The following is a 23,388-nucleotide window of genomic DNA, read 5'->3' on the forward strand; positions in this document are numbered from 1 at the left end:
GGGGGATTATATTTTTGAGTAAACTGCACAAATCAGTATACATCCCTTCTGTTGAAGGAAGTGATATATACAATTACATGTATAGGGATCGAGATTTAGACTTGAGTTATGTCGGAATGATCCCAAGTAGCTTGGAGTTAAATAAACTTGCAGACATAGGATTAAAAACAACAAAGAAAAAAACTAATGACAAACTATTCTCTTTAGATATCATAAACGTTAAATTTAAACAAAAAGTCAAATCAGGAAAAGAATTAATCAAGGCATTGACTTCAAAGTTGAATTCTTTGGAAAATGACAAAGTAGATTACAAACAGAAATTGCATGACTTCATACATAATATTGAGTCGGATATAGATTCGCCAAAGTGGTCAGAGTTGTCCAACGAGGATTTGCGTACAAAGTTATATACAGAGGGATTTGTTTACAATAGTATGAAATATGTTGTTTATAAAAGATCGAGTGCTAAAAGCAGGATCGGACAGTGTCTTTTTATTAAAGAAGAGTTGTATACCTCTATGATCACTTGGAGTCGCATGAATTTAAATTTTATGAACCCCTCTGTCTCAGTGGACTACCCTTCTCTCTTAGCATACGAGAGTCTAGTTGGATCTTCTCTTGAAGATGTAATTAAAATTGACCCAAATAACATTTTAATTATTACTGACGTTGAGAGTAAATTCATAAAAACCTGCAATGTTATTCGTACAGATGTTAATGGATATCTGAATAGTTTCACAGACACATCTGAAATAAAAAATAGTCTATTCGATGGCGAGTCTTTATTGGATAGTCAATACTTCACGGATAATAAAGGAATGATGCTTTTAAGAAATCACATGTTCAAAAGCGCTGCCTTCAACTGCAATATTCAAGACTATTTAAAATCTCAATGTCCCTCTCACATTAGTTATGACGACTGGTCGCTGACCAATATGTTTGGGTTAGATATACTAGCAAGAGACGTTCATTTGATTATTACGCCAACTAGCCTTAAGGCTTTGAAGTTTAGTCATCTGTTGGGTTCAGATTTGGACATGTGGGAACACTGGAAACAGATTGTCTTAGATAATGACTGTTCCTTTGGTGTCTGCAAACATGAAAAAAAATCTAAACGTGGGTTTGATGAATATGGTAATATCCTCCAGCAGACGAGTTATCAGATGCTCAACTCTCTGCCAATAACTAGAGAAGATATCAAGAGGTTTTCTGATTTTGACAAATATATAATAGAAAAACTAAAAAATGACGACGATTATTTCATCGAGTTTATAAAAGAATCGGCAAATGATATAAATAGTAACAATATGTTTGTAGATTTGTACTATCAGAATAGAGATATAGTTGGCACAAAGATATTCCGTAAATTTAGAACTGAAGCTATAAACGCACATGTCAACCACATCAAAAGAGGAAAGATTAGGATGCACGGGGATTACCTAGTCATGTTAGGTAACCCAATGGAATTTCTTTCGCATGCTATTGGTAAGTTGGATATAAACAATCCATCCTTGAAGGAAAACGAAGTACATACCACCATGTTCGGATTAAAAGAGATAACTGGATTCAGAAATCCGCATACCAGCCCAAGCAACGTGTTAGTTGCCAAAAATATTTTTGTTAAGGACATCAAAAAATATTTTAATTTAACTGATAATATTGTCTGTGTAAATGCTATCGGCTTCCCTCTGCAAGATATACTCTCAGGGTGTGATTACGATAGCGATACTGTACTAATGATTGACAATGATGATCTTTTAAAAATTAGCAAAAAGTTATTTGGTAAGTACAGAGTATGTATAAATCAAGTTGAAAGTAGTAAAAAAAAATATCAAGTATGTAATTATGATATGTCACTGATTGACAAAGAACTTTCAAAGAGTCAAAAATACATAGGACGTACTGTTAACGTTGGTCAGCTTTGTATGTCTACTTATTGGGATAGATTGAATACTGGGAGTAGCGAATCTGAACTGTCAGAATTAATGAAAAAAATTGATGTAGTCACTGTTCTCTCTGGTATATGTATTGATTTAGCAAAAAAGATGTTTGAGATAGATATTAAGAAAGAAATTGATTTTGTTGCAAAGACGAAAGAGTTAAAAAAGGAAAAACCTCTATTCTGGAAATACGTAAGCCAGAATAAAACCGTCAGAACTGCACAGTATGAATGTCCAATGGATTTCCTTTTCAGTGAAATGGATGAAATTGATAAAGCAAGTCATAGAAAGAACGCTGATTTTAAAGATACACTGGTCAAACATAACCTCAAAGCTGGAGATAGAAAGCAGCAAACCAAAATTATTGAGTACGTCGATGACATGTGTATGAAGATTAACGGAGTATACAATAAGGCTCTATCCGATGAAGAGCGCGACGAAAGTGTTGATGAAATACTGAAATATTATAAGTTTTATATTGATAAACTAAAAGTCAGTCAAGATACTATGTACTCTCTTCTATTAAAAATATCAAAACACAAAAAAGATAAAATTTCATCGAGAATGCTGAACATCATCTATAAGGCCCAAAAAGATAAATTCTTAATGGCTTTTAAAAAAACTCCACACTTTTAATTTAAAATCGTCAAAAAATACATATAAACACTAGGTTTTTTGAGGTCATCAATTATTGCTATATGATAGAGACTTCCGAATGGCAAAGGTTAACCAAATTATTGTTGCTCTTAAAACGGCTATAGGCTAAGTATAAGCGGACGACTCTATCTTTTTAAATTAAAAAATACAAAATTTAAGGGAGATTATATAACTATGAACAAAACAGAATTGGTGAAAGTGATTGCAGAAACTACAGGTTACACAAAAAAAGACGTTGAAGCTGTAGTCGAATCTACAATTGCAACTATTACAAGTGCATTGGCTAAAGGCGAAGAAGTTAAGATTGCTGGCTTTGGTACATTTGAGGTGCGTGAAACCGCTGCTCGAAACGGTATTAATCCGAAACTACTAGCAGAACTCAAAGAGCAAGGTGTAGATGCTGAAACAGCCAAAACACAAGCCACTATTGCTATCGCTGCGTCGAAAAAGCCTGCATTTAAAGCCGCTAAAGCACTAAAAGATACAGTAAAACAGTAATTTTATAAAGTTTAATACATAAATAGAACCATTTGTGGTTCGCGCCACAGGGCAATGTGGCGTTCCCTTCCGGGGGGATCACAATCTCCGTGTTTACCTAGGCTTCGAGTTGTCCATTAATCACTATAAGGTCATAGCATTAGATTGGTGTTTCACCGCCAGAAAAGAGTGAGTGGTAAAGTTGGTGCAAGCCAGATAGAAGTCAATGAAGTAGAAATAGGCAGTCTACACGCCCTAGTAGTATTAAAGAGATGGGGATTGCCATCTCCCTCAACTCGTATTTCAACTCACTCTTGTGTAAAGAAACAATACATTATATTGAGACCCCGTCCGGGGCAAATTGTAAGTTCGAGGGGGTGATCACCCCTCTTCTATCCTACCCAATCAAGGTAAACTATAGAAAGCGGATCGCTTAGACTCAAAAAATACATATTATAGGGAGTAAATATATATGGAATCAAATAAAGAGAAATTGGTTGGTCTGAATGGAATTCGGGAAGCTGCCTTTGGTCTATATCCTAATGCGTCAAAAATTACTATTACAATTGATGGAGAAAAAATCAAAGTTGCTCCAATTGAAGATTATGAGATCCCAGTTGGACTAGATATTGAGGAGTGAATGAATGACTCCTTTAAAACCTTTGCACAACGAGACATACGAAGAATATCTCATTCGTATTGGTTCTAATAAGGACACACTAGAGCTATCTTGGACTAAAATTGCTACTCTTATGAATGAATATCTTAATGAAGATTTCACAGAGTCTAAATACCGTAAAGAGTTTCATTTACTTACTCGTGGTATCTCCATTGGCGTAAACAAGTCATCAACTGATGAATACAGACGCGAAATTGAAGATAAAACTATTGAATTACAAAAGCAAAAATATCAATTTCAAGATCAAAAGCGCGAATTCAATAATAAAATTAAGATGATTGCTAAGTTTGAGCATCTGAAAGAAGAAATTTCGTCAAGCATAAAGCAACTTGAGAAAGTTAAGCCTCTCCCCTACTCTCCTGTCATGGAAAGTTCCTCTTATATACGCGCAAATGTGCTTTTTTCAGACTTTCATTATGGACAAGAATCAGATAACTCTTTAAACAAATATAATCCACATGTGTTTGATAAGCGGTTTAACTATCTTGTATCTAAGACGATTTATTATTGTCAGAAACATAATGTTAATGAGTTAACAATAGCTTCTATTGGAGATCAAATCGCAGGGTTTATCCATCTAACTTCAAGAATTGAACAGAGTGAAGACGTCATCTCTCAAACTCAATACATATCAGAGAGGTTGTCTGAATCTGTTGCAGAGATAGCAAAGTATGTACCGAAAGTAAGAGTCATAAATCTAATCGGTAATCACAGCCGTACCTTTCAAAGTAAAAATGAAGCAATATTAAAAGAGAATTTTGAAAATATTATTCCTTGGTACATGGAAACTCGACTAAGAGAATTCGATAATATTGAACTATTAAAAGGTGAAGATGGCTATTTTATCGACGAATCATTTGAAAAGCCCCACATATATGTACATGGTGATCTAGATCATGTCTCAAGTGCTGCTCGACAATTACCTCAATTCCTCGGAGTGATCCCTCAATATCTCTTTCAAGGCCACATTCATCACGACACAGTAAAAGATTTTGGTAGGACAACTGTAATTTCTAATGGCAGTCTTTGCGGCGCGGACTCTTACGCAATCAGTAAACGTATGTATGCGGACGCAATGCAAAAAATGCACATCTTTAATGAAGATGGACGAATTGAATACAAGATAGATATCAACTTACAAGATATAAAATAAAACACATACATATTATTGGAGGAAAAAATGTACGCATACTTAGATAAATATCAAATTTTGCATGTAGTTAATGAGAAAGAGCTAGCAGAAGAGTACGCTCTAAACAAGAAAATTGTTGAAGTAGATATTGAAGAAGAACACGGATACCCAGTGATCAATAAACAATCCGTAGTATATTATGCCGAAGATGGAGCAGCATTTATTTATGGTAATCGAACTGACAAAAGAGCAAAACAAATTGTCACTCCTGATGAAATCACAAAGATTGTGAATAAATTGAAGTAACCTAGAGTCTGAGGAATACATAAATCAAATGCCTGAGTCCTATCAGGCTTTTTATTATTTGTTTCTCATGGGGAGACTTCCGTCTTTAAACAGGCTGCTCCCTCCTACCCCATGCTTTTTCACAATCAAATGGGAATTTTATTATGTTTGTTCTATGCAAAGAAGGTGAAGTATTGGCTGATAGTAAGAAGATGTGTATTTCTTGCGAGAAAGAATTGGCTCTTTCGCATTTTTATAAGTCCTACAATAAATTCGATAGCGATGGTCGGCTGAGTGTTTGTAAAAATTGTTTAAAGAACTCGATTAACTATGATGATTTAAACACCGCAAAAGATATACTTATGCAAATCAACAGACCATTTATACATAGCTTATGGATTTCTTCTGAGGAAGAAGCGAAGCTAAAAAATCATGATCTTTTTGGCATATATATGAAAACACTAGGATTACCCAAGTATAGAGAGCTAACTTGGAAAGATAGTGACCAAACAGTTTCAAATGTAGAACTAAAAACTAAGAACAACGAAGAAAGCAATGATAATGAACTAAATAATTTTGAAGTAGAAATGCAAGACAACAACAGAAAAGATGTAATAAAAATGGTTGGATATGACCCGTTCGAGTTTGAAAATGAACAGGATAAACGACATTTATACAATAAACTTGTTGACTTCTTAGATGAAAGTACACTTGAAGATGGTTTTAAGCTCCCCACTGTTATTGAAATAGTAAAAACATTTAATCAATTAGATAAGATAAATAACACGATATCATCTATGACATCTGATGTAAAAATGTTAACCGATAATGCTGGGATCATTAAATCATTAATAGATGCCAAAGATAAGATGTATAAATCTGTTTTGGCACTTGCTAAAGACAATGGTATTTCTGTTAATCACAATAATAACAAAAGCAAGGGCGCTGGAACATTGACTGGAATCATAAAACAGCTACAAGAAAAAGGATTTGAAGAGTCAGATGTGAATATTTTCGATATTGAAACTAGCGAAGGCATGAGACAGGTAGCTAATATTAGCAATGAGAGTATTTTCAAACAATTACAATTTGATGAAAATGATTACACTGCAATGATAATGGAACAAAGAGAACTTATAAGTGAATTAGAAAGTAAAACTTTTAAATTAGAAGAAGATAACAGAATAATGAGAAAGCAATTATTAAGTTATTCCAACCAAGGTGTTCCTCAATGAACGACCATAATATGTCTCAAAGAAAAATCGAAGGGTTTATAAAACTTGCAAAAGTTATTCAATGGGGCCGCAAATATCCAGTAAGATTTGTAGAAAGATTTCTAGGTTTAGAGTTACTAGACTATCAAAAGTATGTATTTATGGAAAGCTGGTCAACCCCTTTCGTTCTATGGTGTATGGGGAGAAATAGCGGTAAGACTACTCTTGGCTCTCCATTTATAATGGCTAAATCTGCACTAATTCCAAATTTCGAAGCTTACATTTTGGCTGGCGTGGGATCGCAATCACAAGAAATGTTTATGAAAATAGAAAAAATAGCAAAAAGAGAGATCGCTTCTTTTACGGGCCTGACAGATATTTTTTACAATGAAACAGTGAAAAGTGCAGCCAACTCGGATGGATTTACTCATAATCCCGCTTCTTTTTCGTATAAACTTTATAATGGCAGTGTAGTTCGTTCTTTGAATGGATCATTTGACAATAACAGAAGTAAGCGTAGTAATTTAAATTTTTATGATGAAAGTGGTTTTGCGCCCGATGAGTTATTTACCACTTCTGAACCGTTTACAACGCAGAATAGTGACTTTAGGTTGGGTGGAGAAACGGACGTCACATTGTTACCCAAGCAATTCCCAAATCAGCTCATATATGCCTCCTCTGCTTCATCTACTGACACATATTTTTATAGAAAGTATCGTGATTTTTCAAAGAAAATGATATTAGGCGATAGACGATATTTTGTTGCTGACATTAGCAGTGATGTGGTTATAAGCGCAACCTATAACGGAAAACTGTATCCCGTATCATTACTCTCGCAAGAAAAAGTTGACACAGCTATGCGAGAAAACAAGGAAAAAGCTTTACGTGAGTACAAAAACATTTTTACAACTGAGGGTTCTGACCAACAGATTATTAAAAGAGCTACAATTATAAGAAATTCCGAAGTTAGAGTTCCTGTATTAGCAAATGACGGAAATAGGAAATTCGTCTTGGCAGTAGATCCTGCTAGACAACATGACAATTCTATTTGTACTCCTGCTGAATTTTATTACGATGACAATCAAGGTTGGAAAATGAATATATCGAATTCGGTAAGCTTTGTAGATATAGCAAAAAAGAAAAAAACACCCATGAAAACACCAGATCAAATAAATCACTTCAAACAAATGTTACTTGATTATAATGGATCTAGATCTGCCGACTATGAGAATATTCTTCAAGTATTGATAGATTCTGGTGCTGGGGGTGCTGGTGTATCTGCTTGGGCTGATGGCTTGCTCGAAGAGTGGTCGGATGTGCGAGGCATTAAACATAAAGGACTTATCGACCCTACTCACGATGAATATAGTATTCACGCTCATCAATACCCCACTGCCAGTAACAAGCTCAAACTTGTTTCCCCTCAGAAGTACAAAAAAGATATGTTTGATGCATTGATTGAAATGATGAGTTTGGATTTAATATCATTCACAGAAACTTATGATAATAAAGGATTTATCACTCTATTGGGCGATGATGGAGAAAATACTCAATATAAATTATCGTCTGATGAAGAGATGGCGTTAGTTAATATAGACATTGCAAAGGAAGAACTTGTTAGCATCTATTCTTTTAAAAGTACAAACGGTAGCATAAGATATGATCTTCCCCCCGATAAGCAAAGTAAAATCGGGGATGACCGCGCCTATACAATTGCTATGCTTGCTTGGTATTTAAGAAATCTAAGAAGAGAAAGTATTGTTAACAAGGAAAAACCAAAAGTCAACTGGTCGAATGCCCCCTCTTTTATTTCCTCAATTGACTTCTAAACGAAACGAGGTGAATAAATGAATCTTGAAAAAGAGGAAGAAGATTTTAAGGTTGTTTTTGCTTCAAAGAAAGATGAAGACACCATTATTGTAACTTCACAAAAACAAGGCCACTTATGGCTAGAACAAGCAATGTATCAATTTGATAATAATTTTAATCAATACTCCTCTTATCTTAATGAATCTTCAATGTCGAGAACTGTTTTTACCACTGAAGAGCTAGACCTGTTGGCTGATAACGCTCAAAACGACATAGATAAGATAAATAAGATTAATTCCATTGTAAGATATTTCATTAATAAGGACGATTTGATTGGGAAAGTATATGAAACTATCGAAAGTAATGTTAATACTGAATATAGGCTATCTTTCCCCGAAGTAGATACAAATAAAAGTCAAGACATTTCAGATGAGTCTAGAGAGTTAATTAATAATTTTAACAAACAAATCAATCTCAAACAACTCATGCGCAAAGTTATTCCTATGTCTTTTTCAGAAGGTAATTATCCCATGTATCTCAGAAAAAAAGGAGACTCTTATATTGTTGACTACTATCCTTTAGGTGTAATAGAAGTGAGCGACTACGAGATCGATGGAGAGCCTTACTTATTGATTAATGTAAATGAACTCAAAACAAGATTAAAAAAAACAAACAAAAAAGGAAAAAATTTATTTTTCGATACAATAGATGAAGAGATTAAAAATAACTATCCTTCTGAAATATATGAGGCATATACAAAAAAGAAACCTTATGCAAAGTTGAATATTAAAAATAGTGGTATTGTTAGACTAAACAATCTAAATAGAAAATATGGTCTTACCTCTATATTTCGCGCCTTGAGACCTTCTTTAATGCTGGAGACATTTGAAAGAACTGATCGAATCAATGCTAAAGCTAAAGCTAAAAAGATCATATTCCAAAAATTACATAAAGAAATATTAGGCGAAAAGTTTGACAAACAAGCATTCGAAGAAATGGCATATGCACATACAAATTTAATGAATGCTTGGAAAAACGAAACCGTTGTATACACTGGTGCGGCGTTTGTTGAAGATGTAAAATACGTTGAACCAAAAACTGAAAATGTGAACATAGAGAATGTAAATTATCAAAGACAAAAACAAATGACTGCTTTGGGAATTAGCTTTCTTAACTTAGTGTCGGGACAATCTTTTACGGCATCTAATATTTCTGTGAACGAACTAATGAAGACCATAAACAAAATATCTGAACAATTAGAAGACATATTGGAGAAATGGTATAAAGTCGTTCTCGAAAATAATGGTATTCCTCTTGAATACTGCCCTTCTATCAAAATCATTGGTTCTGAGGAATTAGATAAAGAGTTAAAACTTAAATTGTCTGAACTTTTATACAGCAAATTAAATGCCAGTTATTCAACAGTTTATGGGCTTCTTGGAATAGATGTCGAAGACGAAAAGCAAAAACGACTAAAAGAAAATGAACAGAAGTATGACGATATATTTACTCCTAGGCTTACAGCATATACAAATTCCGGTGATTCTGCTGGTGGTAGACCAGTGGATAATAACAATCCCGATAAACAACTACAAGATCAAGATAGAAGGAATAAAGAATGAAATTAAATATTGTTTGCCCTTGCTGTAATGAAGAAATTGAAGTTGTTTTGAATAACACACGACACACTAAGAGTGATAGCCTCTCTCCTCCTGTTGAACAATTACTTAAAGAATTTGGTATAGAATTTGGTTAAGGAGGTGATAAGAAATAATGGAAACGATTAAATTTACAAGTAATTTTAAAGTACATGTTAGCGACACGGTAGATAGCGACACATTGGATGCAAAATTTATTATTTGTGATTTTGATCCAAATAGAAATGATGTTGCACTAACTAGAGATACCATAGAGTCTTGGCTCACCACCCTCATCACCAAACCAGTAGTCGGGAAAATTATAGCTACACAAAATGGAAATGATTTTTCGGGTCATAATGTAAAGATTGTAGAGAAAAAAGATGAAAATGGAAACACGTATCAGGAAATCGAGTTTGACACTTCTGCTTTTGGGAGTTTCTACAGTGCTAGTATTGAAGAAATTGATGGAAAAGAACATATCGTTGCAAACGCAAAAATATGGAAAAGATTTTCTCAGGCATATGACGTCATTTCTAGAAGAATGTCCTCTGAAGAGGGTATAAAAACGTCATGGGAAGTACAAGTGATTGAAAGTCACTATGAAGATTTAAATGGTAAACAAATTAAATACATTGATAATGGAGTATTTATAGGACATGCACTTTTAGGTGAGACCGTTGCTCCTGCATATCCTTCAAGTGGTCTAATTAATATCGCCTCAAAAGTCAACACCGATATTGAGAATGAGTTAGTCAATGCTTTAATTACTGATATAGCTTTTTCAACAAAGGAGGAAGAAGAATTGAAAAAAACACAAGTAGCCTCTTTAACTACTAGAGATCTACACCAAAAAGTTTACGAGGCGCTAAATCCTAAAGGATGGAATAGTAATCCGTATTATTCTATTTGGGAGATTTATCCTGAAGAACATAAAATTCTAGCATATGATATCGACAGAGATTCAGAGGATGATTATCTAGTAGTCACCTATACCGTCAGCGAAGACGTAGTTTCTGTTGGGGAAAAGACTGAGACGAAACTAAGCAAGTTAATTTCTGAAAAAACAAATGTGAATATTAGCGTTAATCTTGACGATACTGCTAAATTGCTTAGTGAAAAAGAGCTGACTAATAAAAACCTTGCCTCTGAAAATGAAAAGCTGACCTCTGAACTAGATGTTAAAACCAGTGCTTTAGTTGAAGCAAGCGACAAGATTGTTAAGCTAGAAACGGAAATCAGTGAATTAGCACCGTTTAAACAGCAAATTGAAGAAGCTGAAAAAGCACAAAAAGAAGCTGAAATGGCTCAAAAAAAAGAAGATTTAAAGGTTTTGGCTACTGCTGGTGATTTTATTACTAAAGAGGAAATCGAAACCTCAGAAGAGATTTCAAAGCTAATTAATGAATTAGATGAAAAGGGAATCAAAGCAATTATCGCAGAAAGGTTTATTCAAAAACTGGCTCAAGGCAACGAAAACTCAGAAAAAAAAGATACAGAAATCGAAGTTTCAGCAACCAAGAAAAATATTAATACTGATGAAAATATTTATGAGTCAGCTCAAATCATGTCTCATTTTTTACACAATAAATAAATCATAACTACTGGAGGAATAAATTAAATGCTTAGACATTTGCAAACACACATTAATAAAGTAGCTGACGCTACATTCCAAGCAGCCACACCAACAGTTCGTGGTCGTCTAGTTCAAAAGGATTTTAATACAAAAACAGTTATTGCTCCAACTTCTCAAGTTGGCTTGTATTTTGTAAATAAAGATAATTATCCAACAGGTTTGATGAGTCTAGAGGGTGAAATTTCTGACTACGACACTCGACTTGAGAATATAAAGGCTGGTGAACGAGTTGTACTTGAAAAACCCATGAGTGGAGAAGTTTACGGTATAACAGAATATCTACCCACAGGACTTGTAGTAGGAGATTACTTAGCCGCCGAAACAACTGGTGTAGATGCAGGAAAACTAAAGAAGAGTACCGATCCTACTGGTTTTAGATTTGCAGGTACAGTAGTTGACAATGGTTACACTCTAGCTTCAGTAGAAGTACTTTAATAATAATATACATATAAGGAGCAAATAAATGCTACATACAGAAATCGCAAGTTTGATGAACGAAAAAGGAAAAATGTTCGAATGGGCTTCCAAGATTGAATATAAGAAACAACTAGATACTGAAGAAAAAGAAATTTCTACGGTTGTTGATGCATGGGCCAAACAAATTGGTGAAAAAGGCTCCGATCCTAATATGGAAATTTCTAATTTTGTGGTCAAAGTAGTTGCGCCAGAAGTTTACGATGTTCCAGATGAATTGCTTGATTCTATGTTTGATCGCGGTTCTATCGGAGAATTTGATGATTATCAAATCAATGAAGACCCAAAAAATACTTTGATTGCTTATGATTCTACAAAGGGCGGTAATGTAAATAAATCATACATTGATGTAACTAAAGTAGCTCCTGTTTGGAAACACAAACAAGTTGAAACAGAAATTACATATGCCGACTTGCGCCGTAACGGTGTAAAAACCGTTGCCAACTTAACAGTCTTTGCTGAAGAGGCTCTTAAAAATAAAATGTTTTTCGATATCTTTTCTCAGATTGACGCAGCCATTGGCGGCGGTGAGCAACTAATTAATGCTGGTGGTGCTACCCTTACACCTGCCGCACTGGATGCACTTGCTTTGTATCTAATTGATAGAGGAGAGAATCCAATGACAGTTTCATTGTCTAAATACTCTCAACAAATCGCTAAAATGTCTGGTCAAGTCACATTTATGTCTGAACAAATGAAAAATGATTTCAATCGATATGGACTTGTAAATTTCTATAACGGTCTTCGTATTGGACATATCTCTGGCGCAAAACGTACTGGTGATAACATGCAGTTGCTTCCTGACAAACGTGTATTCGGTATCGCTGGTAAAATCGGTACACTGGATATGCGTGGACAGTTACGTGTTCTTGAAACATTTGATAATAATCGTGAAAAGGTTGATCTTAAGATCACTGGCTTTGAATTTGGTACTGCTATCAACAAAATTGATAAAATCGCCAAAATTGTTCTTACCTAATAATTGAAAATATAATAAGGGGATGTTCATTCATCCCCTTTTTTAAGGGAGTGTATTACTATAACTATTACAGACAGCACAATCATCAACGTATTAAATTATTCTGACAGTGTCATCACTGTTCCTTCTCACATAAAGCCTGATGGTTATACATTTGAACCAGCGAACGAAGAATATCCATTTGCCCAACAATTATCCTTTGCTGAAATTAGAGGCATAAACAGTCAATCAAATATTTTTAGGGAAGGTTTTTTATGGTTTGACAATGAATTGTCCGATGAGATCTATGAAAAACTATCGATTAGAGATTATAAAGATATTCTTACCAATCAAGATATTAAGAATATTATCTTGCGCCCCACCAAAGAAGGACTAACTAAACTAATTAAGATACAATCGGCATCACTTTTTGAGCGTGTGAGAGGCTTGGTAATTCAGCTTGAGAATACAAATTTTTACGATATCAGTACGAGAGTAAAAAGTTTAATCGAAGAAAGATATAAGGAACTGTATTCGGGCAAACGAATTTCTGAAATAAGTATTATATCTTCTTATGGCGAAAATCCAGTGGATAAACAAATCAACAATCCTTCAGTTGACGACAATAAGGTTTCGCAATTGGAAAAAGAAATTGCGGAATTAAAAGCTTTACTCTTGAGTCAAGCCAGTCAACAGGAAGAACAGAGTGAACCAGACAAACATGACACAGAGGCAAACAAAGAGTCAGTTGTAACAAAAAGACCCATGAATAAAAAAGTATAGTGGGTGATTAAATGCCAACCCCCTTCTCATCTCTACAAACAGCATTCTTTAATAAAATCGAAAAAGACTTGGACTTTTTTACATATAATAACGTCACCGAAGAAGAGGCAATGGAAATTGCACTTAGCAGATCACGCGAGTACCTAAAGGAATCGTTAGCGAAACTTAAGTTTTCATGTAGTTCCGATATTAGTTTTGACTATGATGACAAAGAGAGTCTGCTTGTTGACGATTTAACCCCAACAGAAATTGATCTTGTTGCCAATATAATGAGAGAGAAATATTATGAAAAAGATATGTCTTTATTAAAGGCTTTTCAAGTTAGATTCTCAACAAAAGATTTGCAAGTATTTAGTCCTGCTAATGAGAGGAAAACGTTCATGGATATGTATTATGGAATTATTGAAGAGAATAATAAAATGATATCACAATATGCATCTCGTGACAGAATGACAGGCAAACTTAAAACAATTGACTTTTCAAAGTATGTGAATGAATGAGTATCAATTATTATAAAAAAATCAATAATGCCTACAATACAAAAAGCGCTAGAGACATCGACATTTATAATGTTAAAAAAGCCATAAACATTCAATTTGAAAAGAACCCATCTGTTTTTGATGTAGTGATTAACAACAATAAAAGAAGTGTAGTCATAACATCATCAACCAAAGATAAAACAAAAACGATTATCTCGAAACCAGACGAGCCACTTGCTAATGGCGATATTGTAAAATGGAGAAACAAAAATTGGATTATAACTGATTGTGACCCCAATGATGATATTTACAGTAAGGGTATGTTGTTAAAATGTGTATCATATCTTAGGTGGTTAGATAACAGTGGTGAGATTGTTGAACTTCCGTTTGCCCTAACCAATGACAATATCACAAACTTTGGTGTTGACGATGGAAAAATCATTGAATTGCCAAATGAAAGAAGAAGTATTGTTATTTCCGCAAATGAGAAAACGGATGCGCTTAACAAAAAGAAAAGATTCATCTTTGATGGTAGGGCTTGGTCTATTACTGCTATAAACAAACTAGATACAGGTCTTAACTTTCTTACATTAAAAGAAGATCTAATAAACAATGCTACTGATAATTTAGAACTTGAGATTGCCGATTATATGGGCAATATTGCTGACTACCAACTGAGGATTTTGAATGTTAAGGACGTTGTGGCTATAGAAGAAAATCAGACTCTTCAGTTGAACATTGAACTAACCAATAATTCAAAGGTAATAGAAATTGATAATCAAATTACATATTCTGTCACTGATGAAACTATTATATCAGTCTCTCCAATGGGTTTAGTAACTCCTTTGAAAAAAGGAACAAGTAAAATAACCATTTCATTCAGAAATATCTCGCAAACCATTCAAGTAAACGTTACGTCCTCTACTACAAATAATTATACTGCCCACATTACAGGCGACGACTTCATTAAATACAATATGACCAAATCCTTTGCTTGCTCGTTTAAGGATAATGGAATTGATCGACAAGAAAAGGCTCATTTTTGGTTGACCGAGGCTGACGGTTTAACACCTGCTGCTTTAGCCAGTATAACTGAACGAGATGGACAAATCTGTAAAATTAAAGCTAACAATAAGAAAGGGAGAGTTATTTTACATGTCGAAAACTCTACCAGATTAGCTTATACAACAAAAGAAATTGAAATCAAATCATTACTATAAGGAGTGTATCCATGCAAGCCATCATCCGTTTTGGAGAACTTAAACTTGAGCAGTTTTTTCAAGGGGCTACAAATAATTGGCTCATCTTCTCCCCCCTTCCCTACTCTATTCAGCACTCATCTGGGATTGATAATTCTGTAATTATTAGCGCAACACCCACAATTGAAATCATTGATGCTGATCTAGACGTAGCTATTAATCCGCAGTATAAATATGCTTATTCAATTGCTACAGATAATAAACTTAAATTAGCATTTTCTAAGGAAACACATGTTGATAAAGGGTCAGCACTTGAAGCACTAAAATGCATTGCTCTTACATATGAACTTGGCGATCTACAACCTAACGGTAATTACTACAAGGTCAAAGTTCGGAATAGTCTTGGGGAGGAAATTCACCGAACTACTCCACTTACTTTAGATCAGGTAGATAAAGTCGTTGCTACATTTGATGATACAAGGGATATGAACACTAGTGGTTTTCTGGAATATGTACTGACCAGAGATTTTATTGTGAACTAACGTGTCTCGATTTAGAGAATTAGGATCTCTTAGAACAAAGGTCTTAGAAAAGCTAATTAGCTCACAAGTTTTATGTAAGGCTTTACAGTACGATAATAGCAACTATTTAAATCGAGAGACAATAGATGATCCATCTTCTCTATTGTTCAATAAAATATACCCATACAACCATGTTCCTGAGTTATCTAGTGACGCTTCCTCGTATGTTACTTTTTCCTTTAAAGAATACAGACCGACAGATAATTTGAAATTCAAGTCTGCCCTGCTACACTTTCAAGTTCTGGTGCATAAAGATTTAATAAGAACCGATTATGAAAATCTGAGATACGACGATATTATTGCTGCCATTGATGAACTATTTAACGATGAACGAAGCTTAGGAATTGGAAAATTAGAGTTCTACCGTATGGATGAGATGTTCGTAAATACAAATTATGTGGGTTACTACTTACAATACAAGTTATATGAATTTAAGTAGGTGGTCATTTGGATGAATTAGATATCCATTTTAAGTTGCTTGGCGGTAGACCAATTTACATCGAGCAAGCTGGCTACCTAACAATCCCCTCTCTAGAAAAAATCGTTGATATAAACATGTCTCTGTACAACTCATTCTTGGCATCTATTCTTATTGAGAAAAGTATGATAAAAAGCGACTTAGACAATAATGTTACGAATTTTGATATCTTTTATGCAAACTGCTATCACAATGAAGAGTTTAAGGCTAATGCATTTGCAGCAATATACTTGTTTTTCAGTGAGAGTCCAACCCTAAAAGAATCGGATGATAGTGTTTATATTGAGATTGGTAAGGGACAAATAAATCATAGTAATTTTAATCTAATCCAAAAGATTATACGACTTGGCAACAATGTAGAGATACAGAATGAGCCTGAATTTAAACCTGCCAACTCACGGGCTAAGAAGATGATAGAGATGATTTTAAAGAATCGAGCCAAACAACCAAAAGTAAAAGAAAAAATTGACTTACATAGTATAGTTGCAGGTTTAGCTTGGAAGGACAACGGGTTAAGCCTTTTTGATTTGTACAAAATGAATATTTATCAAATCTACAACGGTCTGTATGTCAGTAACAATATCGATAACTATCACCACACAATAACAGCTTTATATGCTGGAACAATTGATGGAAAGAGTATAAAGATGGCTGACATACATTGGGCAAACAAATTAAAATAAGAAAGATGTGTGATCATATTGACACCTAATACTTGGGCAATCCGTGAGGTTGCACTTGCTACGTTTTATGATAAGAAAACTGGTAAAGCAAAAATTCAACTTCAAAATCTTAAAACATCGGGAATTGAGAACACTGCAACCACTGTATATGCAATGGGTGGTCGTGGTAATAACCGTATTGTTGGTTTTTCTGGAGATCGTGGCGGTAAGGTATCGTTGCAAGATGCTATTTTTACAAATGAAGTTATTGCAATGATGACTGGTAATGATATTAAGAGTGGACAAGTTCCTATCAAATATCGCGATATTATTAAAGTAATTGACGATAAGGCAACATTGAAATACACTCCTGCAACTCCTGTTAATGGACTAAATAGTGTTTACACGCTCTCTGAGGATCAAGTTCATCTTGAAGAAATTACATTTGCGACTGGCACTCTTGGAGATAAGCAATACAAGATTGAAGGTAAAGAATTAACATTTAAAACAGGTGAGTTTACTAATGGCACAGAATTGGTTGCTTATTATACGACTCAAACAGGTGCTTCAGCAAAACAAATAACAGTTAGCTCTGATAAGTTCGCTGGTACATATGAATTGATTCTAGATTGCTTGATCCGTGATACGGTCACTAAACAAGATTTTGCAGCACAAATTCAAATTTTCGATGCTAAGATGGAAGATAATTGGAACCTTACTATGGCTGCCGAAGGAGACCCTTCTGTATTTGACATTCCAATTGAGATTTTGAAACCAGTAAATCGTAAAGAGACCTATATCATGACAATCTATGATGAAGATGAGCTTGTATAGTTAGACTATAACTGAAAAGTGGTTGGGTATTTATTATCCAACCACAAATTTTAGGAAGTGAAAAATATAAATACACCAACAGTTACAATAGCCGCACCAATCAGAAATAGAGCTTGGATACTTCCTCTATATCTTGAATGCATCAAAAATATTGAATATCCAAAAAATAGAACTGAATTATTATTTGTTTTAAATGATTCTCAAGATGAATCATTAAATTTATTGACAGAATTCAAGAAGAATCATCTCGAATATAAAAATATACGAATTGAAAAATATAGCCGCAATGTTCCAGAAGACAAACGAGATTTGAACACTAGAAACAATTACATATATACTCACTTGAGTAAATTACGGAATTATATCACGTCAAAAGTTAAAACTGATTATCTGATGTTTATTGACACAGATATCCTTGTGCAGCCTGATATTATTAATAATCTACTCAAGCATAACAAGGATATTGTATCGGGGTTGATATGGAATGGATATATTTCTACTTCTGATAAGCCATACACCTATCCAAATATTATGAGAATCAATAGTAATGGGTTTTATGAACACATTGCAAACAATTACGTCAAAAACGCTCCCTTCCTCTCCTCCCCCATTCTTATGGAGGTTGATTTAACGGGTGCAGTTATAATGCTAAGTCGTAAAGTCTATAAATCAGTAAAATACGGATTTCATCCGCAAGGCGAGGATGCATACTTTTGTAAAATGGCTCAGGACAAAGGGTTTGAGCTTTTTTGTGATTTAAGTGTGTTTTCGAATCATATAATGAGTCCAGAATATTTAAGGGAGTTCTTAAATGAAACAAAAAACGATTGTTTATGCTAATACAATTGATTACGACCAGCCATTGCAGCAACGACCACACCATTTAATGAAGTATTTCTCTGAGAATGGCTATATGGTCTATTGGGTTAACTACACACAGCGAACCGATAAAGTGCGTGATCGCATCTCTGACACACTTGAGGTTTATCATAATTGGGAAGTTTTTTTAAAAAGACACCCTAAAGTTGATATTTACTTTTCATCTTGGGCTATGCGACATACAGATTTAGAAAGTATTAAAGCCGACTTGGTTGTTTATGATTCACTGGACAATTTCCCAGAAAATGAACATGAGGAAGACAACATGATAAGTAAGGCAGATATCTTATTGGCTGCCTCCAAACCTCTGCTAGAACTAAGAAGTAAACAACATAAAAATGTACACTTGGTTCGAAATGCCTGTTTTAAAGAATTAGGAGATCTCGACTATCCTATTCCTGAAGACTTGATTCCATACACTAAAAAGAATAAGCCTATTGTATTGTTTTCAGGTGCGCTCACATCCAATTGGTGTGATCTATTACTTACGGAGAAAGTTGCGAAGAAATATCAAGTTTTTGTTGTTGGACTTCCTTGGGGTATTAAAGAAATGCCTAAAGGGGTACATTATTTGGGTTCAAAGGGATACCAAGAACTTCAAGCCTATTATTGTCACGCTGATGTTACCCTTCTCCCCTTCCAACGCTGTCAAATCAGTGACTTCAGCAATCCTTTAAAAGTTTATGAGTCACTTGCTCATGGTACTCCAGTAGTAGCAACCGATATTCCTGAAATGGATGATTATAAAGATGTAGTATTTGTAAGCAGAAACCATAAAGAATTCATTAAAAATATTCAAAAAGCAATTAAAGTATCTAAGTGTAACGAATACAAAAATAAAGCTAAAAAAATGGCCAAAAACAATTCATGGGATGATAGATTTGAAATTATTAACAGCGCTATTAAGGAATTTTTCAAAGGAGAAAAGGATGAAAAAGGTAGCACTTTTAACAACGCAATTCTTTGATTTAACTGGAACATATACTCAAATGGGTGGCGGTGAAAGGTATTTAATTGATCTTGTACGTCTATTAAGAAAAAAGAATTATATTGTAGACGTTTTCCAAGCATCTACTACTCCTTGGGTAAAGAACTTCAAGGATGTAAAGATAACAGGTATTCCCTGCCCCATTGGTGACAAAGAATCTTTTCCAGATCTAACAATTGAGTTTCATAAACGGACAGAAAATTATGATTACACTATCTATTTTGTAGCTACTCTAGCTTTTCCCGAAGCACGAAAGAACTCTATTGCTATTTCACATGGTATTTGGTGGGATAATGAAATTCAAGACTGGTATCACGCTAAAGGATACAACGAATACATTAGAGACTGCTACCGCCGTGTAGGAAAAATTGTTTCTGTAGATACAAACACTATTGGTTGGACTAAAGCTTTATATCCAAAGCTATATGATAAATTTGAATACATACCGAACTATGTCAATACCGACATCTTTAAACCTAGAGAGAAAAAAGGAAAAGGTAAGTTTACAGTGCTTATTCCTCGTAGACTTCATGAATTAAGAGGATATTTATTGGCGGCTGAAGCATCTAAGAAACTTCTCCCCAAGTACGAAGATATGGAATTTTACTTTGTAGGCAGAGGAACAATTGAAGGCGAACAACAATTTAAGCGGTGGGTAAATACTCAAGATCGAGTTCGATGGGAACATTTTGATATGAATAAAATGTATCGTGCTTACGAACAAGCAGATGTAGTATTAATCCCCACTCTCGGTGCAGAAGGTACAAGTTTGAGCTGCATTGAAGCACAGGCATTTGGAAAACCAGTTATAGCTAGTTGTGTAGGTGGACTAAGTGATCTAATTATTGATGGATATAATGGATTGCTGATTAAGCCCACCGTAGATAATCTATGTAGTTCAATTGAATATTTATATCACAATAGAGATAAAGCCGAAACATTTGGTAAGAATGCACGAGAAGTTTCAATGGCGTTTGATAGTAAAAGATGGGAAGAAAAATGGTCTAAAGTACTGGATGAAACATTTCCGCAATAAAGGAGAGTGTAATAATTGGCTAAAAAGTTAACTGCGTCTGAACTTGGCAAACTAAAATCAAGTCTAAATAAAAAGAAAAATGAGTACATCAAAACCATTGATGGAGAAGAATACGAAGTTGCTGTAAGCGTTGAATTTCGCGACTCTCTAATCGAAAACGTTGCTATGTCTTATATTGGATACATTCAAGAGCTACGTGAAACATCAAAAAATGATCAACTGGACAATGAATTGATTAAGGGTACATTGAAACTAGTTCCTGTTTTAGCATTTAGAGAGTTTACCAATATTCCTGTTCCAAAAAAAGCGACACTGAAAGAAATCATTGGTCTATCTGAATTGCTTGCAGATAAAGGTATCACAGAGGCACTTTTGAGTAAGTTTCCTGAAGGCGAATATCAGAAGATTGTAGATAAGATTAAGCAAGCCGCGAAAAGTGCAAAGGCAACCGTAGGAGAAATTATGTTAGCCAATGCTTTAAATCAGGATGGTGATAAAAGTGGACTTCACGAATCTTACGGATCTGATGAATCATCTGAATGAACAGGTTGTTGAGTCACTAGAGGCTGATGTAGGCAAAACAGTTCGAGAAACAATGAAAGAGAAGATCAAAGAAGAAGTGTATGCAGTTTACCCTCACCCTTCTGTCTATCAGCGCCAAAAAGAGCACGGTGGATTGATTGATGACGAAAATATTGAAGTAAAAATGATTGGCAAGGATACTGTTTCTATTGAAAGTGTCCGAATGGATGATGGTAGAAATGTAAGTGAAATTGTTGAGACAGGCGAAGGATATCAATATTCGTTCCCCTACGCTGGACGACCATTTACTGAAGCAACTAGAGAAGAATTAGAGAATAATGGTGCTATCGAAGCTACTATGTATAAAGGATTACGCAAACGAGGATTAGATGTGCAGAAATAAAGTAAAAGAGCTATTTTATAAAAACATAGGGAGTGTGTTTATATGACTGCAAAATACCGTGATGAGTTCACTTAAATACTCATTAATAATACATAAGGATTTGATGTGAATGAGCAAAAAAGAAGTAAAAAAGAATACTTTGCGCGAACCAGCCAAAAAGCAAGCTGAAGTCACTGATGAAATGTGGCAACAAGTAAATGAAGATTATAGATTCAACTCAGAAGAATTTGTCTCTGTACAAGACCTTTCTCCGCAGTCACGTAAGCAGTATACAAGTGTAATTAGGCAGTTTGGTTGGTACATGGTTAACTCTATGAATAACAAACCATTCTACAAAATTACAAAGAGAGACTTTCTTCGTTACCTAAGCTATATACGCGACAATAGAAAAATGTCCTCGTCAGCAATCAGTTTTAGAAAATCTGTCATTTCAAGTTTTTGTAATCACATCGAAAACATTATTGCAGAAGAGGATGAAAATTATAAGACCTTCAGGAATTTCACACGCGGCCTCCCTTCTATCTCTAAAAACCGAGTATATGAAAAAATAAAAGTTACAAAAGATGAATATGACATGATGATGAATGTTCTAGAAGAAGATGAGAACTGGTTGGGTATGGCTTGGCTAGCCACTGCATTTAGAGTTGGCGCAAGACGCTCTGAAATCATTCAGTTTAAGACCGAAATACTAAATTACGAAGTGCCAGTAGATAAAAATTACATAACCACTCATACAGTTCGGGGAAAAGGTAAATCAATTGATGGGAAACCTTTGCAGTACATGGTTCCACTCGATGTTATTCCTCACTTAAAAAAATGGGTTGATTCTCGCGGATATGAGAGTGAATATATTTTTAGTACCAAATACGGCAATGAGATTAAAGCTATGTCCCCAGCGTGGGCAGACGACTTTTGCTCCAACACCCTTTCCGATATCCTTGAACGCAGAGTTAACGTACATATTTTTAAGAACTCGTGTATTACCTATCTTCTTGAGTCTGGCGTTGATATCAATCTGGTGTCTAAGTTCGTAGCCCATCATAATGATATTTCCACCACGTCCATTTATGATTTACGTGATTTTGAAGATGAAAAAAATAAGATCTTTTAATTACCACACCTAGTAAAACTATCCTTTTATCACAATTACATATCTTAATTTTAAGGGAGAAGAAATGAAACTATATAAATTTGAACTTGAAAATTTTATTACCTATCTCGATACCTTAAAGACAGATAGAACTGACAGTAGACATAAAGCAAAGTTTAAGAAGCTCCTTCTAGAACACTACGATGAATTTCTGAAAGATACAAATGATATAAACATGGATTATGTCATTAAAGATTCTGACGGTAACCCTGTTGTAGAAGATGAAAAATATACGTTTGAAAATAATCATAAGCGTCTGTCGGAGATACAAAACTTACACAAAGAACAAATTGTTATTGATGAAACAAACGAGCGAAAAGCAATGCTTTTATCTATTAAAGAATCTGTAATCAATCGTGGCCCCACTGAGTTCGAAGGTATTGCTGCTGATTGGTATGACCGTTTCTGTGAAATCGTTGAACAAATCAAATATGAAGATGAACAGTAAGAAGAGATATTGAGTCTCTTCTTTTTTCTATTTTATCTAAAGTAAAAA

At 34.5% G+C, this 23,388-nt stretch carries 25 protein-coding genes; all 25 read left to right on the plus strand.

Annotated features, from left to right (window positions below; translation table 11 throughout):
* Positions 1–14 precede the first annotated feature (14 nt).
* The 25 genes from ACU1JV_RS01020 (at position 15) to ACU1JV_RS01140 (ending at position 23,340) form a co-directional block, all read left to right on the plus strand.
* Positions 15–2,576: a hypothetical protein gene (locus tag ACU1JV_RS01020; RefSeq protein ID WP_446724477.1), complete on the plus strand. Its 2,562-nt coding sequence runs from the start codon at positions 15–17 to the stop codon at positions 2,574–2,576.
* A 195-nt stretch (positions 2,577–2,771) separates the two neighbouring features.
* On the plus strand, positions 2,772–3,095 hold the full coding sequence (locus ACU1JV_RS01025; RefSeq protein ID WP_190297405.1) for an HU family DNA-binding protein: 324 nt from the start codon (positions 2,772–2,774) through the stop codon (positions 3,093–3,095).
* Positions 3,096–3,546: 451 nt separating this feature from the next.
* Positions 3,547–3,714 carry a hypothetical protein gene (locus ACU1JV_RS01030; RefSeq protein WP_413986464.1) on the plus strand — a complete coding sequence of 56 codons (168 nt, stop codon included), beginning with the start codon at positions 3,547–3,549 and terminating at the stop codon, positions 3,712–3,714.
* A 4-nt stretch (positions 3,715–3,718) separates the two neighbouring features.
* Positions 3,719–4,906 (plus strand): hypothetical protein, encoded by a 1,188-nt coding sequence (locus tag ACU1JV_RS01035; RefSeq protein WP_413986465.1) that lies wholly within the window; start codon positions 3,719–3,721, stop codon positions 4,904–4,906.
* A 27-nt stretch (positions 4,907–4,933) separates the two neighbouring features.
* On the plus strand, positions 4,934–5,191 hold the full coding sequence (locus ACU1JV_RS01040; RefSeq protein WP_413986466.1) for a hypothetical protein: 258 nt from the start codon (positions 4,934–4,936) through the stop codon (positions 5,189–5,191).
* A gap of 173 nt (positions 5,192–5,364) precedes the next feature.
* Positions 5,365–6,405 (plus strand): hypothetical protein, encoded by a 1,041-nt coding sequence (locus tag ACU1JV_RS01045; protein ID WP_413986467.1) that lies wholly within the window; start codon positions 5,365–5,367, stop codon positions 6,403–6,405.
* Positions 6,402–8,213, plus strand: coding sequence for a terminase (locus tag ACU1JV_RS01050; RefSeq protein WP_413986468.1), 1,812 nt, complete (start codon positions 6,402–6,404; stop codon positions 8,211–8,213). The genes ACU1JV_RS01045 and ACU1JV_RS01050 overlap by 4 nt, the downstream gene beginning before the upstream one ends.
* Positions 8,214–8,231: 18 nt before the next feature.
* Complete coding sequence (locus tag ACU1JV_RS01055; RefSeq protein WP_446724478.1) at positions 8,232–9,815, plus strand: hypothetical protein; 1,584 nt, start codon at positions 8,232–8,234, stop codon at positions 9,813–9,815.
* The gene (locus ACU1JV_RS01060; protein WP_413986470.1) at positions 9,812–9,949 is read left to right on the plus strand and encodes a hypothetical protein; all 138 of its coding nucleotides are present in this window, start codon (positions 9,812–9,814) and stop codon (positions 9,947–9,949) included. Before ACU1JV_RS01055 ends, ACU1JV_RS01060 begins: the two co-directional genes overlap by 4 nt.
* Positions 9,950–9,966: 17 nt before the next feature.
* Positions 9,967–11,424, plus strand: coding sequence for a hypothetical protein (locus ACU1JV_RS01065; RefSeq protein WP_413986471.1), 1,458 nt, complete (start codon positions 9,967–9,969; stop codon positions 11,422–11,424).
* A gap of 27 nt (positions 11,425–11,451) precedes the next feature.
* Positions 11,452–11,901, plus strand: a complete 450-nt coding sequence (locus tag ACU1JV_RS01070; protein ID WP_322152865.1) for a hypothetical protein — start codon at positions 11,452–11,454, stop codon at positions 11,899–11,901.
* Between the two features lie 28 nt (positions 11,902–11,929).
* Complete coding sequence (locus tag ACU1JV_RS01075; protein WP_322152867.1) at positions 11,930–12,919, plus strand: hypothetical protein; 990 nt, start codon at positions 11,930–11,932, stop codon at positions 12,917–12,919.
* A gap of 270 nt (positions 12,920–13,189) precedes the next feature.
* On the plus strand, positions 13,190–13,681 hold the full coding sequence (locus tag ACU1JV_RS01080) for a hypothetical protein (RefSeq protein ID WP_446724479.1): 492 nt from the start codon (positions 13,190–13,192) through the stop codon (positions 13,679–13,681).
* A gap of 11 nt (positions 13,682–13,692) precedes the next feature.
* Complete coding sequence (locus tag ACU1JV_RS01085; RefSeq protein ID WP_322152871.1) at positions 13,693–14,181, plus strand: hypothetical protein; 489 nt, start codon at positions 13,693–13,695, stop codon at positions 14,179–14,181.
* Positions 14,178–15,380 carry a hypothetical protein gene (locus ACU1JV_RS01090; protein WP_446724480.1) on the plus strand — a complete coding sequence of 401 codons (1,203 nt, stop codon included), beginning with the start codon at positions 14,178–14,180 and terminating at the stop codon, positions 15,378–15,380. The genes ACU1JV_RS01085 and ACU1JV_RS01090 overlap by 4 nt, the downstream gene beginning before the upstream one ends.
* An 11-nt stretch (positions 15,381–15,391) precedes the next feature.
* Positions 15,392–15,901, plus strand: coding sequence for a hypothetical protein (locus tag ACU1JV_RS01095; protein ID WP_446724481.1), 510 nt, complete (start codon positions 15,392–15,394; stop codon positions 15,899–15,901).
* Positions 15,902–16,387: 486 nt separating this feature from the next.
* Positions 16,388–17,101: a hypothetical protein gene (locus tag ACU1JV_RS01100; protein ID WP_446724482.1), complete on the plus strand. Its 714-nt coding sequence runs from the start codon at positions 16,388–16,390 to the stop codon at positions 17,099–17,101.
* Between the two features lie 18 nt (positions 17,102–17,119).
* A complete protein-coding gene (locus ACU1JV_RS01105) occupies positions 17,120–17,914 on the plus strand; it encodes a hypothetical protein (protein WP_019687752.1) in 795 nt (264 codons plus the stop codon).
* A gap of 57 nt (positions 17,915–17,971) precedes the next feature.
* A complete protein-coding gene (locus ACU1JV_RS01110) occupies positions 17,972–18,754 on the plus strand; it encodes a glycosyltransferase (protein WP_446724483.1) in 783 nt (260 codons plus the stop codon).
* Positions 18,726–19,760 (plus strand): glycosyltransferase, encoded by a 1,035-nt coding sequence (locus tag ACU1JV_RS01115; protein ID WP_446724484.1) that lies wholly within the window; start codon positions 18,726–18,728, stop codon positions 19,758–19,760. Before ACU1JV_RS01110 ends, ACU1JV_RS01115 begins: the two co-directional genes overlap by 29 nt.
* On the plus strand, positions 19,723–20,817 hold the full coding sequence (locus tag ACU1JV_RS01120; RefSeq protein WP_446724485.1) for a glycosyltransferase family 4 protein: 1,095 nt from the start codon (positions 19,723–19,725) through the stop codon (positions 20,815–20,817). Before ACU1JV_RS01115 ends, ACU1JV_RS01120 begins: the two co-directional genes overlap by 38 nt.
* A gap of 15 nt (positions 20,818–20,832) precedes the next feature.
* A complete protein-coding gene (locus ACU1JV_RS01125; protein ID WP_446724486.1) occupies positions 20,833–21,360 on the plus strand; it encodes a hypothetical protein in 528 nt (175 codons plus the stop codon).
* Positions 21,317–21,742: a hypothetical protein gene (locus tag ACU1JV_RS01130; RefSeq protein WP_446724487.1), complete on the plus strand. Its 426-nt coding sequence runs from the start codon at positions 21,317–21,319 to the stop codon at positions 21,740–21,742. The genes ACU1JV_RS01125 and ACU1JV_RS01130 overlap by 44 nt, the downstream gene beginning before the upstream one ends.
* Positions 21,743–21,851: 109 nt before the next feature.
* A complete protein-coding gene (locus tag ACU1JV_RS01135) occupies positions 21,852–22,853 on the plus strand; it encodes a tyrosine-type recombinase/integrase (RefSeq protein ID WP_446724488.1) in 1,002 nt (333 codons plus the stop codon).
* A gap of 64 nt (positions 22,854–22,917) precedes the next feature.
* Positions 22,918–23,340: a hypothetical protein gene (locus ACU1JV_RS01140; RefSeq protein WP_413986484.1), complete on the plus strand. Its 423-nt coding sequence runs from the start codon at positions 22,918–22,920 to the stop codon at positions 23,338–23,340.
* Positions 23,341–23,388 lie beyond the last annotated feature (48 nt).

It is taken from the genome of Paenibacillus sp. T2-29 (genome assembly GCF_052921365.1).